Source organism: Polymorphospora sp. A560 (assembly GCF_045781765.1).
Taxonomy (GTDB): domain Bacteria; phylum Actinomycetota; class Actinomycetes; order Mycobacteriales; family Micromonosporaceae; genus Polymorphospora; species Polymorphospora lycopeni.
The window spans coordinates 7,492,341-7,506,852 of record NZ_CP122282.1 but is presented as its reverse complement, the minus strand read 5'-3'; the positions used below and the strand labels follow the sequence as shown (position 1 = coordinate 7,506,852).

Annotated in this window: 10 protein-coding genes; 5 read left to right on the top strand and 5 right to left on the bottom strand. The window is 71.3% G+C overall.

The annotated features are described in order from the left end of the window. Positions 1-35 precede the first annotated feature (35 nt). Positions 36-3,248 carry an Hsp70 family protein gene (locus QCD66_RS33825; RefSeq protein WP_407566922.1) on the top strand — a complete coding sequence of 1,071 codons (3,213 nt, stop codon included), beginning with the start codon at positions 36-38 and terminating at the stop codon, positions 3,246-3,248. Between the two features lie 125 nt (positions 3,249-3,373). On the opposite strand, the gene QCD66_RS33820 is transcribed toward QCD66_RS33825, so the two are convergent. The 5 genes from QCD66_RS33820 to QCD66_RS33800 form a co-directional block, all read right to left on the bottom strand. Then, the gene (locus tag QCD66_RS33820; RefSeq protein ID WP_375735168.1) at positions 3,374-4,054 is read right to left on the bottom strand and encodes a hypothetical protein; all 681 of its coding nucleotides are present in this window, start codon (positions 4,052-4,054) and stop codon (positions 3,374-3,376) included. A 163-nt stretch (positions 4,055-4,217) separates the two neighbouring features. Beyond that, positions 4,218-5,096 (bottom strand): carbohydrate ABC transporter permease, encoded by an 879-nt coding sequence (locus tag QCD66_RS33815; RefSeq protein ID WP_364211111.1) that lies wholly within the window; start codon positions 5,094-5,096, stop codon positions 4,218-4,220. Next, a complete protein-coding gene (locus tag QCD66_RS33810) occupies positions 5,096-6,076 on the bottom strand; it encodes a sugar ABC transporter permease (protein WP_364211114.1) in 981 nt (326 codons plus the stop codon). Before QCD66_RS33810 ends, QCD66_RS33815 begins: the two co-directional genes overlap by 1 nt. A gap of 30 nt (positions 6,077-6,106) precedes the next feature. Continuing rightward, positions 6,107-7,453 carry an extracellular solute-binding protein gene (locus tag QCD66_RS33805; protein WP_357535403.1) on the bottom strand — a complete coding sequence of 449 codons (1,347 nt, stop codon included), beginning with the start codon at positions 7,451-7,453 and terminating at the stop codon, positions 6,107-6,109. Between the two features lie 19 nt (positions 7,454-7,472). Further along, entirely contained in the window at positions 7,473-8,507 is a 1,035-nt protein-coding gene (locus QCD66_RS33800) for a LacI family DNA-binding transcriptional regulator (RefSeq protein ID WP_357535405.1), read from the bottom strand. 232 nt (positions 8,508-8,739) lie between these two features. On the opposite strand from QCD66_RS33800, the gene QCD66_RS33795 reads away from it, so the two are divergent. The 4 genes from QCD66_RS33795 (at position 8,740) to QCD66_RS33780 (ending at position 14,426) form a co-directional block, all read left to right on the top strand. After that, the gene (locus QCD66_RS33795) at positions 8,740-10,071 is read left to right on the top strand and encodes a Gfo/Idh/MocA family oxidoreductase (RefSeq protein WP_357535407.1); all 1,332 of its coding nucleotides are present in this window, start codon (positions 8,740-8,742) and stop codon (positions 10,069-10,071) included. An 82-nt stretch (positions 10,072-10,153) separates the two neighbouring features. Then, positions 10,154-11,608: a glucuronate isomerase gene (uxaC, locus tag QCD66_RS33790; protein WP_375735166.1), complete on the top strand. Its 1,455-nt coding sequence runs from the start codon at positions 10,154-10,156 to the stop codon at positions 11,606-11,608. Next, a complete protein-coding gene (locus tag QCD66_RS33785; protein WP_375735165.1) occupies positions 11,605-12,906 on the top strand; it encodes an enolase C-terminal domain-like protein in 1,302 nt (433 codons plus the stop codon). Before uxaC ends, QCD66_RS33785 begins: the two co-directional genes overlap by 4 nt. Continuing rightward, a complete protein-coding gene (locus QCD66_RS33780; RefSeq protein ID WP_375735173.1) occupies positions 12,903-14,426 on the top strand; it encodes a mannitol dehydrogenase family protein in 1,524 nt (507 codons plus the stop codon). Before QCD66_RS33785 ends, QCD66_RS33780 begins: the two co-directional genes overlap by 4 nt. Positions 14,427-14,512 lie beyond the last annotated feature (86 nt).

Below are 14,512 nucleotides of genomic sequence, written 5' to 3'. Positions count from 1 at the left end.
GGCCGGGCATCCCCTCGCCCCGGAGGAGTCGGCAGATGGCAGACCAGGACGGCTACGCGCTCGGCGTCGACCTCGGCACGTCGAACACCGTCGCCGTGCTGCGTTGGCCGGACGGCCGTACCCGCCCCCTGCTGTTCGACGGCCAGCCGGTCATGCCGTCCGGGGTCTTCCTCGACGAGTCCGGTCGGTTCCACGTCGGCCGGGACGCGCAGCGGCTCGCCCAGGCCGACCCGGCCCGCTACGAGCCCAACCCGAAGCGGCGGATCGACGAGGCCGGGGCGCTGCTCGGCGACCGCGAGGTGGCCACCGTCGACCTGCTCGGCGCGCTGCTCGGCGCCGTCGCCCGGGCCGCGGTCGAAGCCGTCGGCTTCCTGCCGCCGGCGGTGGTGACATACCCGGCGGCGTGGGGCGCCCGCCGCCGGGAGGTGCTCGCCACCGCGGTCGGCCGCGCCGGCTGGCCGCCCGTCGACCCGGCCACCGTCGCCAGCGGCGAGGTCCGCCAGGGCACCGGCACCATCCTGCTCCCCGAACCGGTCGCCGCCGCCCGCTACTTCGCCGACGTACTGCGCCGGCCGGTGCCGGTCGGCAAGGCGATCGCGGTGTTCGACTTCGGTGGCGGCACCCTCGACATCGCCGTGGTCCGCAACGAGGGCACGGACGGCGGGGGCCGGCCCCGGTTCGTGGTCGTCGGCTCCGGTGGCGTCGCCGAGCTGGGCGGTCTCGACCTCGACTCCGCCCTCGTCGACCACCTCGGCCAGCTGCTGAACACCGCCGACCCGGGAGCGTGGCAGCAACTCGCCCGGCCGGCCACCCCGGCCCAGTCGCGCAACCGCCGCCAGTTCTGGGACGACGTACGCGGCGCCAAGGAGATGCTGTCGCGCAGCACGGTCGCCCCCGTTCCGGTCCCCGGCGTCGACCAGGCCGTCCACCTGACCCGTGACGAACTGGAGCGGCTGGCCACCCCGCTGCTGCGACGCGGGGTCATGGAGGCGGGCACCGTCATCACGAACTGCCGGATGACCAGCGACGAACTCGCGGGACTGTTCCTGGTGGGCGGCTCGTCGCGGGTGCCGCTCGTCGCCCGGCTCCTGCACTCCGAACTGGGCATCGCGCCGACGGTGCTGGAGCAGCCCGAGCTGCCGGTGGCCGAGGGGGCCCTGGCCGAACTCGTCGCGCCGGCCCCGTCGCCGGCGACCGTCGCCGGGCCGGTCGGTCCGCTGGGCGCCGGAGACCTGGCGGCCGGCGGACTCGCCGCCGGCGGCCCGGTGGTCGCCGGCCTCGGCTCCGGTCCGGCCGCTTCCGGTCCGTTCGCTCCTGGTCCGGCCGCTCCCGGTCCGGGCCTGCCGGGGCCCGGCGTGGCCGGTCCGGGCGTTCCCGGCGCCCCGCCGGCCGGTGGCGGGCCGGCCGGCGCCGGTACGGTGCCGGGCGGTGCCGGTGTCGGGCCGGCCGGCGCGGTGGTGCCGTCGCCGTCCGGGCCGCCGGTCACCTCCGCCCCGCCGTACCAGTCGGGCACCACCTACCAGGCCGGGACGTACGCGTCGAATGCCGCCGGTTCGCCCGCCGCACCGCCGGTCAGCCCCGGCCCGGCGCCGGGGGCCGGAGTCGCGTCCGTGCCGCCGTACCGGCCGGATTCCTCCTCCGGGCCGCCGTACCAGCAGGGGGTGGCCTCCGCGCCGCCGTACCGGTCCGGGGCCCCGTACGGCCAGGGCGGGCCGGCGGCGCCCGGCCAGCCGTACCCGTCGGGTGGTCCGGTCGGGTATCCGGTCTCCCCGGCGAGCCGGCCGGCACCGCAACCCGCCGCCCCGGTGTCCGCGGCGCCGTCCGCTTCCCGCTACGGCGGCCCGCCCCCGCGTCCGACCGAGCCGGACCGGGAACCGGTGGACGTCCACGGGTGGCGGCACCGGCGGTCGTGGTGGATGGGTGCCGGCGCCGCGGTCGCGGTCGTGGCGGTCGTGGCCGCCGCCTACCTCTACTTCACCGGCAACCGCTACGCCGACATCGAGTTCAAGACCTTCGCCGACGTCGGGACGGTCAAGGCCGGTGACACCCGGCCCTCGCGCGTCTTCACCCGGGTCGTCGGGAACCGGGCGTACGCCGCCTACGAGCGGGAGGACAACCGGCTGGAGATCGTGGCCGTCGACATCACCACCGCCAAGGAGGTCTGGCGCCGGCAGACCACCGAGACGTCCGACGACTGGGCCGGCATCAGCGCGCTGCCCGACGGTGTCATCGCGTACGCCGACCGGATCAGCGACTCCGAGCCGCGCGCCATGGTCGTCTACGACGACGACGGCGACAAGCTGTGGACCCACCAGGTCCGGGGGAACGACTGGGTGTTCGTCTTCGACGGGGCGGCCGTGGTCATCGACCGGACCGGCAACCGGGTCGTCGGTCTCGACCGGCGGTCCGGTACGCAGAAGTGGTCCCACGACAACCCGCGGGACCAGTACGACAACGCGGCGACCGCCGTCTACCCGGTGACCACGGAGAAGGACATCTCCGGCCCGGCCATGGTCGACGGCAGCGCGCTCGCCCCGGATCTCGGCGACGACCAGCGGATCGTGCAGGTCGGCGCGGACCGCAGCGTCCGGGTGATCGACGTGAAGAGCGGCGAGATCGTCAAGAGCCGGCCGAACGTGGCCGACCCCGACGACACGGTCCTGGCGTACGGGAACCGGCTCTTCGTCGGCGCCAGCGAGAGCGGATACCGGATCGCCGCGTACGACCTGGAGAGCCTCGGTGAACCGTCGATCGTCTACACCGCGGCCGACGCGCAGGGGCGGCTCGACGCCATGGTGCCCTGCGGTGACGGGCGGATCTGCCTGCTGGAGACGTCGTCCCTGGACCGGAAGACCACCCACCTGGTGGCGGTGAACACCGAGAAGGACGGAGAGATCTGGCGCAAGCCGTCCCCCGACGCCCAACTCGTCGTGCCGGTGGGCGACCACGTCATCACCCGGCCCCAGAGCAACTCGGAGTCGAAGGTCTTCGACGCCGACGGTGACGAGTTGGTCAGCCAGGAGGGGGTCGCGGTCCGGCTCGACGCGGCCAACGTACTGCTCTTCAGCGAGGACCTGGCCACCTACTCGGCCAGCCCGAGCGTCGCGGGGCTGCCGGTACGCGCCGGCGAGCCGGTCCAACTCGGTCAGCTCAAGGACGTCTGGCCGGCGAGTTGTTCGTGGAACACCGCCCAGATCATCTGCGGGACCGACGAGGGATTCGTGGTGAGGCGCTTCACCCCGGAGTGAGGCCGGCCGCGCGGCCTCGGTGTTCCTTGTCGATCTGAGCGAAAACCACCTCTCCCAGGCTGGGAAAGGTGGTTTTCGCTCAGATCACGATGCTGTTCGCCGCTGGCAATGCGGCGAGGTCGGCGTCAGCCGGCCTTGGCCGGGTGCCGGCGTTCGGTACGCCGGACCACGGCGTGCAGGGCCAGTAGCGCGTATCCGCCGAGGATCGGGATGACCGCCGGCAGGATCATGACGCCGAGGACCGCCACCAGCGCGGCGACGCCCGCGGTGGCGAGCAGCAGGCCGGGATGCGCCCCGGCGGTCAGCGCGGCGGCGCGGGTGGCGGCCAGCCAGTCCCGGCCGCCCCGCCGCCCCACCTCCACCAGGGTGAGTCCGGCGAGCCCGGCACCGGCCACGGCCAGTACGACGGTCAGCACGACCAGCGGGGCACCGCCCGGTACGACGCCCCGGTGCAGCGCCAGCAGGTTGACCCCGAGCAGCGCGGTGACGGCGAGCAGGGCGAGGGTGGCCACCGCACCGGGCAGAAGCGCGCGGGCGAACCGGTGCAGGGTCGGCCGCAGCCCGGGCCAACTGTCCGTCTCGATCCAGTCGTGGACGGCGGCGCTCGCGGTCGCCACCGCACCGCCCGCCGTCACCACCCCGAGCGACCCGATGGCCGCGAGGATCCCGACCAGGGCCAGGTCGCTGGCGTTGCGCAGGGTGTCCCGCCAGTCCCGCCGCGGCGCTGCGGCATCGGCTTCCTCCGGCCACCGGCCGACGACCGGATCGGCTGCCGTGCCGCCCGGCGCACCCGGACGGTCGACCATCCCCCGACGAGACACCCGCCCGGACGTCATGACCAGGCACCCGCCCCGTCATCGACCCCCGACCAGCGACCAGCACCGCTGCCACCCGACGAGGCCCCCGGACCAGCGTCAAACCCCGACCGGCTTGCGCAACCACCGACTGGCACGCCGTGACCCTCCGGTTTCACCCTTTGAGCCCGCTCGTGTTGATCCCCTCGACGAGCATCCGCTGGAATGCGACGAAGAAGAGGAAGACCGGCAGCAGGGACAGCACCGACATGGCGAACATCGGGCCGACCGCGCTCTGGCTGGTCGAGTCGATGAACAGGGTCAGCGCGACCGGCACCGTGTAGTCGTCGAGGTCGGACAGGTAGACGAGCTGCCGGAAGAAGTCGTTCCAGGTCCAGATGAACGAGAAGATCGCCGTGGTGACCAGCGCCGGCCTGCTCAGCGGCAGGATGACGTGGTAGAAGACGCCGTACGAGCTGGCGCCGTCGATCTTGGCAGCCTCGTCGAGTTCGCGCGGGATGCCCCGCATGAACTGGACCATGAGAAAGACGAAGAACGCCTCGGTGGCCAGGAACTGGGGTACGACCAGTGGCAGGTAGGGCCAGGGGCCGCCGACCATGTCGAAGGTGCGGAACAGGATGTACTGCGGCACGATCAGCACGTGACCGGGGAGCAGCAGCGTCCCGATCATGATGGCGAACCAGATGCCGCGGAACTTGAACCGCAGCCGGGCGAAGGCGTACGCGGCGAGCAGGCAGGAGACCGCGTTGCCGATGACGGTCAGCAGGCTGACCAGGGCGCTGTTGAAGAAGAACCGGCCGAAGTTGACGTCGAAGTTGGTCCACCCGTTGGTGTAGTTGCCCGGGGTGAACCGTTCCGGCAGGAGGCCGATGTTGTTGACGATCTCTTCCTGCGACTTGAACGACGTCCCGATCATCCAGATGAGCGGGTAGAGGACGACGGCCAGGATCGCGATCAGCATGAGCAGGCGCAGCGCCTGCCGGCCGCCGCCGGACCGGCGGGTGGCGGCGATTGCCGGTGTCTGGGTGACCATCAGTGGTCCTCCCCGTCGGAGTAGTGCACCCAGAACCGCCCGGTGCTGAAGAGCACGATCGTGATGGCGGCGATGGCGAGCAGGAAGACCCAGGCCATGGCGGATGCGTAGCCCATTTCCAGCTCGGTGAAGCCGGTGATGTAGAGGTTCAGCGTGTACATCAGTGTGGAGTCGACCGGGCCGCCGGTGCCGTTGCTGAGTACGAACGCGGCGGTGAAGCCCTGGAATCCGTTGATCGTCTCCAGCACCAGGTTGAAGAAGATGACCGGTGACAGCATCGGCAGGGTGATGTTGAGGAACTGGCGTACCGGCCCGGCGCCGTCGACGGAGGCGGCTTCGTAGAGTTCGGTCGGCACCTGCTTGAGGCCGGCCAGGAAGATCACCATCGGGGCACCGAACTGCCAGATGGCCAGCACCATCAGGGTTTCCAGGGCCCAGTCGGGGTCGTTGACCCAGGGCTTGCCCTCGATGCCGAAGATGCTCAGGAACGAGTTGAACGCCCCGTCGCGGTTGAACATGTTGACCCAGACGATGGCCAGCGCCACGCTGCCGCCGAGCAGCGACGGCAGGTAGAACAGGCCGCGGAACAGCCCGACGCCGCGCCAGGCGCGGTTGAGCAGCAGGGCGACGGCGAGGGCCGCGGCCAGCTTGAGCGGTACGGCGATCAGGGCGAACGACAGCGTCACCTGTACGGCGTGCCAGTACGACGGGTCGGCGGTGAACATCCGCTCGTAGTTGGCGAAGCCGACCCATTCGAGTTCGGACCAACTGCTGAGGATGTCGTAGTTGGTGAAGCTGAGGTAGAGCGAAAGCAGCATGGGGATCGCCGTGATGGCCATCAGTCCGATGAGCCAGGGCGACAGGAAGACGTACCCGGCCAGACCTTCGCGCCGCCGGACCCGTCCGGACCCCCGCTTAGCGGAGGTCCGGACCGGGTCCTTGGTGCGCGAGGTCGGTTGGGGCGCCGTGGTCAACGCCACGAGTCGACTCCTCTCCGATCTCGTGACGGGCTATACGATCGCGGACTTGCAGGCGGTCAGGAACGCGGCGGCGGCCTGGGCCGGCGTCTGCCGGCCGTACTGGGCCTCCTCGGCCGACTTGATCAGCTCGGCCCGGACCTTGCTGTGGCCCTTGAGCGGCACCTGCGGGGACGGGCCGAACTTCGTGGCCAGGTCGGTCTCGACCTGGATCGAGGTCTTCATGGCCTGGTCGGTGACGGCGTCGCTGACGGTCTTGCGTACGTCGAGGTTGGACGGCAGGCCCCGGTCGGTGCCGAGGATCTTGCCGGCTTCGGGGTCGTTGGACAGGAAGTTGAGTACGTCGACCGCGACGTCCTTGTGCTTGGTGCCGCGGAAGACCGACCAGTACATCGAGGCCCGGGCCCACTGCGCGCTCGGGTCGCCGGGGTAGGCCATGACGCCGAGTTCGTCCTTGGTGTTCTTCTTCAGCTCCGGCAGCTGGTTGACCCACACGAACGAGGTGGCGGCCTTGCCGGTGACGACGAGCTGCTTGGTGATGTCGGTGGCGTTGCCCTCGTGGATCACGTCGGCGGTCGGGGTGGCACCGCGGTCGCGGGCGCCCTTCCACAGCTCGAACCAGCGGGTCACGTCGGACTCGTCGAAGCCGAGGTCCTTGCCCTTGTAGAGGTCCTTGCCCTGCTGGCGCAGCCACACCCAGAACGCCTTGTAGTCGGCGCTCGGGTCCATGGTCCCGGGGGTTCCGGTGGTCTTGCTGACCTGCTCGGCCCAGGTGATGAAGTCTTCCCAGCTCATGCCGGTGGTCGGCTCGGGCAGGTTGTGCTTCTGCAGCAGCGTCTTGTTGTAGACCAGGCCCTGGGTGTTCTCGCCGGAGGCGATACCGGCGAGCTTGCCGTCGACGACGCCGTACTGCCAGAGGCTCTCCGGGAACTTGGTGACGTCGAGCTTGTTGTCGTCCTTGTACGAGGTCAGGTCGAGCGTGGTGTTGCGCGACGCGTACTCGGTCAGGAAGTTGTCGTCGATCTGGAAGATGTCGGGGGCGTCGCCGCCGGCGGTGAGGGTGGCGAGCTTGTCGAAGTAGCCCTGGTTGGCCTGCCAGGTCTTCTTGAAGGTGACGTTGGGGTGCTTCTGGGTGTAGAGGGCGAGCGCCTGCTCGGTGAGGTTGGCGCGTGCCTCACCGCCCCACCAGAAGATCGACAGTTCGACCGGGGCGTTGGGGTCGGTGCTCGCTTCGTTGTCCTCGCCACCGCAGGCCGCGGCGCCGAGGACCAGGGGCAGTGCGACGACCGCCGCGACCAGGGCACGTAGCCTACGGCCACGACGGAAAGGGGTACGGTGGTCGCGCGGGGCGTCCGCCGTCGGGGATGAAGCGGGGTGCATTTGCGCTCACTCCTTGGCGTTAGGAGGCGACTCCTTCGAGGGCGGCTGTCGCCGTGCTGCCCGGGCCCGCAGGGCAATGCGGGCCCGGGCTCGTTGAGTCGCGAATGACCAGTTCGGTCTGCAGCGTTACCTGTGCGGTGGTGCGACGGTCGTCTCCGTGCTGTAGCAGCATGTCGACGGCCGTCCGGCCGGCGGCCGCGGTTGGGGTGGCCACCGTCGTCAATTTGGGGCGGGTGAGCCGGCTCAGCGAGATGTCGTCGATGCCGACCACGCTGATGTCTTTCGGCACCCCGATCCCGAGCGCGTCGAGCCCCTCGATGAGGCCGATCGCCATCAGGTCGTTGTAGGCCAGTACGGCGGTGACCTCGGCGCGGCGGACCTGGTCCGCCATGCTCTGACCGCCGTCTTCGGTTGGTGGGTTGGGGCCGAGCACCGTGAGGGTGGCGTCGGCGGCACGGGCCGCCGCGCCGGCAGCGCGGCGGATCTCACGACTGGTCCACGAGCCGCGCGGACCGCTGAGCAGGGCGATCTCGCGGTGGCCGAGGCCGGTCAGGTGTTCGATGGCCAGGCGGGCGCCCTGGCCGACGTCCATCACGACCGCGGGTAGGCCGGTGACCTGCCGGTTGATGACGACGAGCGGCACCTCCCGGCTGAGTTGCTCGATCAGGCTGTTGCTCATCCGGGGGCTGCACAGCAGGACCCCGTCGACCTGCTTGGCGAGCGCGTGGACCAGCTCCTCCTCGACCGACGGGTCTTCGTTCGTGTCGGTCACGAAGATGTGGTAGTCCCGGTGTCGGGCCTGGCTCTCCGCCGCCTTGATCAGGGGCGGGAAGAACGGGTTGGCGATGTCGGCGACCATCAGGCCGATGTTGTGGGTACGGCCGGTGATCAGTGCACGGGCGGCTTTGTTGGGGCGGTAACCGAGGTGCTCGGCGCAGGCCAACACGCGACCACGGGTCTCCGGGTTGACCAGGTGCGGGGCCGAGAACGTGCGGGAGACGGTGGAGATGTGCACCCCGCAGGCCCGGGCTACGTCCCGAATGGTGGCAGGCACGTGAATCCCTTTCGCACTGTGGCTGTCGTCACTTCGGTGCGCCAATTAATGCAAACGGTTGCTCGGGTGTCAACGCCTGGATTACCGGATCATTGCGGCGAGGTTCCCGATCGGCGTCCTGAACGGTAGCTAACTAGGACAATCAGGGCGACTTTGCCGTCGAGCGTTGACGATCCTTCGGTTACATGGTTATTTCTGCTGCAAACGTTTGCAGTTACGGAGGCGGTGCGGAATGTCAGGCGAACCCGGTCGACGGCAGCGTTACGCCCTGGTCGGAGCTGGTGCGCGGGCGGAGATGTTCGTCCGCTCCCTGGTCCTCGACCACGGCGCGACCGCCGAACTGGTCGCGCTGGCCGACGTCAACCAGACCCGGATGGACGCCCACAACGCCTGGCTGCGCGAGCTGGCCGCACCGGCCGTGCCGACGTACCGGGCGGCCGACTTCGGCGCCATGCTGGACAAGGAACGCGTCGACACCGTGCTCGTGACCAGCGTCGACAGCACCCACGACGAATACATCGTCGGCGCGCTGCGGGCCGGCTGCCGGGTGATCACCGAGAAGCCGATGACCGTCGACGTGACCCGCTGCCAGCGGATCCTCGACGCAGTGGAGGCGACCGGCGGCTCGGTGGCGGTCGCCTTCAACTACCGCTACAACCCGTTGCACGAGAAGGTGCGCGAAATCATCGCCGCCGGCGAGATCGGCGAGATCGGCTCGGTCCACTTCGAGTGGCTGCTCGACGTACGGCACGGCGCGGACTATTTCCGCCGCTGGCACCGCGACAAGGCCAACTCCGGCGGGCTGATGGTGCACAAGGCCAGCCACCACTTCGACCTGGTCAACTGGTGGCTGGACGCGGTGCCGGTCGAGGTCTACGCCGCCGGGCGGTTGTTCTTCTACGGCTCCGACGCCGGGCACCGGCACGGCTACGCCCGCGACTACGACCGGGTGCACGGCTCACCGGCGGCCACCGACGACCCGTTCGCGATGCACCTCGCACAGCACCCCCGGCTGCGCGCGCTCTACCTCGACGCCGAGACCGAGGACGGCTACCACCGCGACCGCAACGTCTTCGCGCCCGGCGTGACGATCGAGGACGACATGGCGGTCCTCACCCGCTACTCCACCGGCGCGACCCTGACCTACCACCTCACCGCGTACGCGCCCTGGGAGGGCTACCGGGTGATGTTCAACGGCAGCCGCGGCCGCCTCGAACTCGAGGTCGTGGAGAGCGACCACGTCAGCCCGCAGAGTGCCGGCGCGCTCAAGGGTGCCGCGTTGCACGGCACCGAGGCCGCCGCCGAGTCCGGCGCGGTCAGCCTGACCGTACGGCCGTTCTGGACCAGGCCCCGGGAGGTGCCGGTGCCCGGCTACCGCCGCGAGGGCCACGGCGGCGCCGACGCCCGGATGACCGGGGTGCTCTTCGGCGGCGCGGCCGACCCGATGACCCGGGGCGCCACCGCCCGTGACGGGGCCCTCGCCCTGCTCACCGGCCTGGCCGCGAACCGCTCCTTCGAAACCGGGCAGCCGGTGCGGGTCGCCGACCTGCTGTCCGTGACCTGAGTGCCGGCCGGCCGAGCCGGCCGCGCCCCGTGACCTGACTGCCGGCCGGCCGAGCCGGCCGCCCCGTGACCTGATCCCGACCATGCACTTGCGAGGAGACCGCAACGTGTCGCCGACACCCAGATCCGACATCCTTTTCCCGGCCGAGCCCACCCAGCGGGCTCTCGCCCGGGAACTGTACGCGCTGGCCAAGGACCAGCCGATCATCTCCCCGCACGGGCATGTCGACCCGCTGATCCTCGCCGACGACGCGCCGTTCCCCGACCCGGCCCGGCTGATCATCGTGCCGGACCACTACGTCACCCGGATGCTGCTCAGCCAGGGGGTCCCGCCGGCCGAGTTGGGCGTACCGACCGTCGACGGCCGGCCGGTGGAGACCGACGGCCGCACCATCTGGCGGCGGTTCGCCGCGCACTGGCACCTCTTCCGTGGCACCCCCTCCCGGCTGTGGCTGGAGCGGACCTTCGCCGAGGTCTTCGGCGTCGAGACCGCCCTGGGCCCGCAGACCGCCGACGAGGTGTACGACACCATCGCCGCCCGGCTCGCCGAACCCGAGTTCCGGCCCCGCGCGCTTTTCGAACGCTTCAACATCGAGGTGCTGGCCACCACCGAGTCGCCGCTGGACGACCTGGGCCGGCACGCCAAGCTCGCCGCCGACGGCTGGGGCGGACCGGGCGGCCGGGTGATCACCACGTTCCGTCCCGACAACGTGGTCGACATGGAGTTCGAGGGCTGGGCCGACAACGTGGCCCGGCTCGGTGAGATCACCGGAGCCGACACCGGCACCTACCGCGGCTACCTCGCCGCCCTGCGCGACCGCCGGCAGGCGTTCATCGCCGCCGGGGCCACCTCGTCCGACCACGGCCACCCGACCGCGCTGACCCTGGCCCTGTCCGAGACCGAGGCGACCGCACTCTTCGAGCGGGGCCTGCGCGGTACGGCCGACGCGGCCGACGCCGAGGCGTTCCGCGCCCACATGCTGCTGGAGTTCGCCCGGATGTCCATCGAGGACGGACTGGTGATGCAGCTGCACCCGGGATCGGTCCGCAACCACAACCGCTGGCTGTACGAGACGCACGGGCGCGACGTCGGCGGCGACATCCCGCAGGCGACGGAGTACCTGCACGCGCTCACCCCGCTGCTGGACGCGTACGGCAACGACCCGCGGCTGCGGGTGGTCGTCTACACCCTGGACGAGTACACCTTCAGCCGCGAACTCGCCCCGCTGGCCGGTGGCTACGCCGCCCTCTACCTGGGTGCCCCGTGGTGGTTCCTGGACTCGCCGGAGGTGCTGCGCCGCTTCCGCGAGTCGGTCACCGAGACCGCGGGCTTCTACAACACGGCCGGGTTCGTCGACGACACCCGGGCGTTCTGTTCCATCCCGGTACGCCACGACGTGGCCCGCCGCATCGACGCGGGCTTCCTCGCCCGGCTCGTCGCCGAGGAACGGCTGCCGCTTGCCGAGGCGGCCGAGACCATCGTCGACCTGGCGTACCGGCTGCCGAAGAAGATCTTCAAGATCGGGGAGAGGTTATGAGCGGCACGGTCACCATCACCGGCGTCGACGTACACGACGTGCGGTTTCCCACCGCGGCGGCCGGCGACGGCTCGGACGCGATCAACCGCGGTGACTACTCGGCGACCTACGTCGAACTGCGCACCGACGCCCCGGACGGGGTCTTCGGCGCCGGGTTCACGTTCACCAACGGCCGGGGCAACGAGATCACCTGCGCGGCCATCCGGGCCCTGTCGCACCACGTCGTGGGGCGTACGGTCGGCGAGATCTTCGCCGAGCCGGTGACGTTCTGGCGGTCGCTCACCGCCGACGTGCAGCTGCGCTGGCTCGGCCCGGAGAAGGGCGTCATCCACATGTCGGCCGGCGCGCTGGTCAACGCCGTGTGGGACCTGCGGGCCAAGCTGGAGGGCAAGCCGCTGTGGCGGCTGCTCGCCGAGATGCCGACCGAGGAACTGGTCGCCAACATCGACTTCCGGCACATCACCGACGCGCTGACCCCCGACGACGCGCGGGCCATCCTCGACAAGGGCCTGACCGGCCGGGAGGAGCGGCTCGCCGGCATCGAGCGGGACGGGTTCCCCTCGTACACCACCTCGGTCGGGTGGCTCGGTTACCCCGACGACAAGGTCCGGGCGCTGACCCGGCAGGCGTACGCCGAGGGCTGGCGGGCGATGAAGATGAAGGTCGGCGGGCCGATCGAAGACGACGTACGGCGGGCCCGGATCATCCGCGAGGAGATCGGCCCGGACGCGCTGCTGATGATGGACGCCAACCAGGTGTGGGACGTCGACGAGGCGATCGCCAACATGGCCCGGCTCGCCGAGGTCGACCCGTACTGGATCGAGGAGCCGACGCACGCCGACGACGTGCTCGGCCACGCCCGGATCGCCCGCGCCGTGGCGCCGATCCGGGTGGCCACCGGCGAGGTCGCGGCCAACCGGGTGATCTTCAAGCAGCTACTGCAGGCCGAGGCGATCGGCGTCATGCAGATCGACGCCTGCCGGGTCGCCGGGGTCAACGAGGTGCTCGCCGAGATCCTGATGGCGGCCAAGTTCGGGGTGCCGATCTGCCCGCACTCCGGCGGCGTCGGCCTCTGCGAGTATGTCCAGCACCTGGCGATCTTCGACTACCTGCGGGTCGGTACGTCGCTGGAGGGCCGGATGGTCGAGTACGTCGACCACCTGCACGAGCACTTCGTCGACCCGGTACGCACCCGGGACGGCCGTTACCTGGTGCCCGAACAGCCCGGCTACAGCAGCACGATGCGGCCCGCCTCGATCGCCGAGTTCTCCTTCCCGGACGGCCCGGCGTGGCGATAACCAGCCAGCCCGGCGCGGCGACCGGCAGCCGGCCCGACCCGGCCCCGGGCGGGCGGCTGCGGCTCGACACGCTCCGTCACCTGCCCGCCGAGAGCCGCCCGCTGGTACGCCCCGGCGAGGTGTCCGCCGGCATCGTGCACCTCGGGCTCGGCGCCTTCCACCGGGCCCACCAGGCGGTCTACACCGAGGCGGCGATCGCCGCCGCCGGCGGTGACTGGGGCATCGTCGCGGTGGCCCCGCGCAGCCTCGACACCGTGCGCCGGCTCACCGAGCAGGACAACCTGTTCAGCGTCACGACGATGTCGGCCGCCGGGACCGGCACCAACGTGATCGGCGCGTTCGCCGGCGTACGGCACGCCGCCGGGGACCCGGCCGCCATCGTCGCGCTGCTCGCCGATCCGGCGATCCGGGTGGTGACGCTGACCGTGACCGAGAAGGCGTACCAGTTGGACCCGGCCACCGGCGTGCTGCGGCCCGACCCGGCCGTGGCCGCCGACCTCACCAGCGACCGGCCGCCGGTGACCGTACCCGGCCTGCTCGTCCGTGGGCTGCTGGCCCGGGCACGGGCACACGCCGGCCCGATCGCGCTGGTGAGCTGCGACAACCTGCCGTCCAACGGCCGGCGGCTGGCCGGTCTGGTGACCCAGGCGCTGGAGTACGCCGACGCGCCCGCCAAGGCCGTCGACTGGGTGTACGCGAACGTGACGTTCCCCGGCACCATGGTCGACCGGATCGTCCCGGCCAGCACCCCCGACACCCTCGCGACGGCGGAGCGGGCGCTCGGGGTCGCCGACCTGATGGCGGTGGCCGGTGAGCCGTACCGGCAGTGGGTGATCGAGGACCGGTTCCCGGCCGGCCGGCCGGCGTGGGAACGGGCGGGCGCGGTGCTCACCGACGACGCCGGCGGCTGGGAGCGGCTGAAGCTGCGGACCCTGAACGGCCTGCACTCGGCGACCGCCTATCTGGGCGCGCTCGCCGGGCGGGAGACGATCGCCGACGCGCTGCGGATCCCACACCTGACGCGGGTGCTGCGCCGGCTGGTCGCCGAGGACGTGGCGAACAGTTTCATGCCGCCGGACGGCGTCTCGGTGGTCGAGTACGGCGAGACGGTGCTGGAGCGGTTCGCCAACCCGGTCATCTGCCACCGCACCGTACAGGTGGCGATGGACGGATCGCAGAAGCTTCCGCAGCGGGTGCTGCACACGATCCTCGACCGCCGGGCGGTCGGGGCGAGCCCGCGCTGGGCGGCCCTGGTGGTCGCCGCCTGGATGCGGTTCGCGCAGGGTCGCGCCGACGACGGTTCGGCGCTGCCGCTCGACGACCCGCTGGCGCCGATGATCGGTGCCGCGCTCGCCGACAGCGACGGGACCCCGGCCGGTGTGGTCACCGCGCTGCTCGGCCTGACCGAGGTGTTCCCGTCCGGGCTCGCCGACGACGATGTGGTTCGTGAACTGATCGTGGACTGGTTGACCGCGCTGGACCGGCACGGCGTCGAGGCGACGCTGGCCGGGGCGACCTGACCGTACGACCGCCGGGCGGCGGGACCGGGTCCCGCCGCCGCGCGGTGGAGCGGGAGCGGGCCGCTGCCGCGGTGGAGTGAGATGGA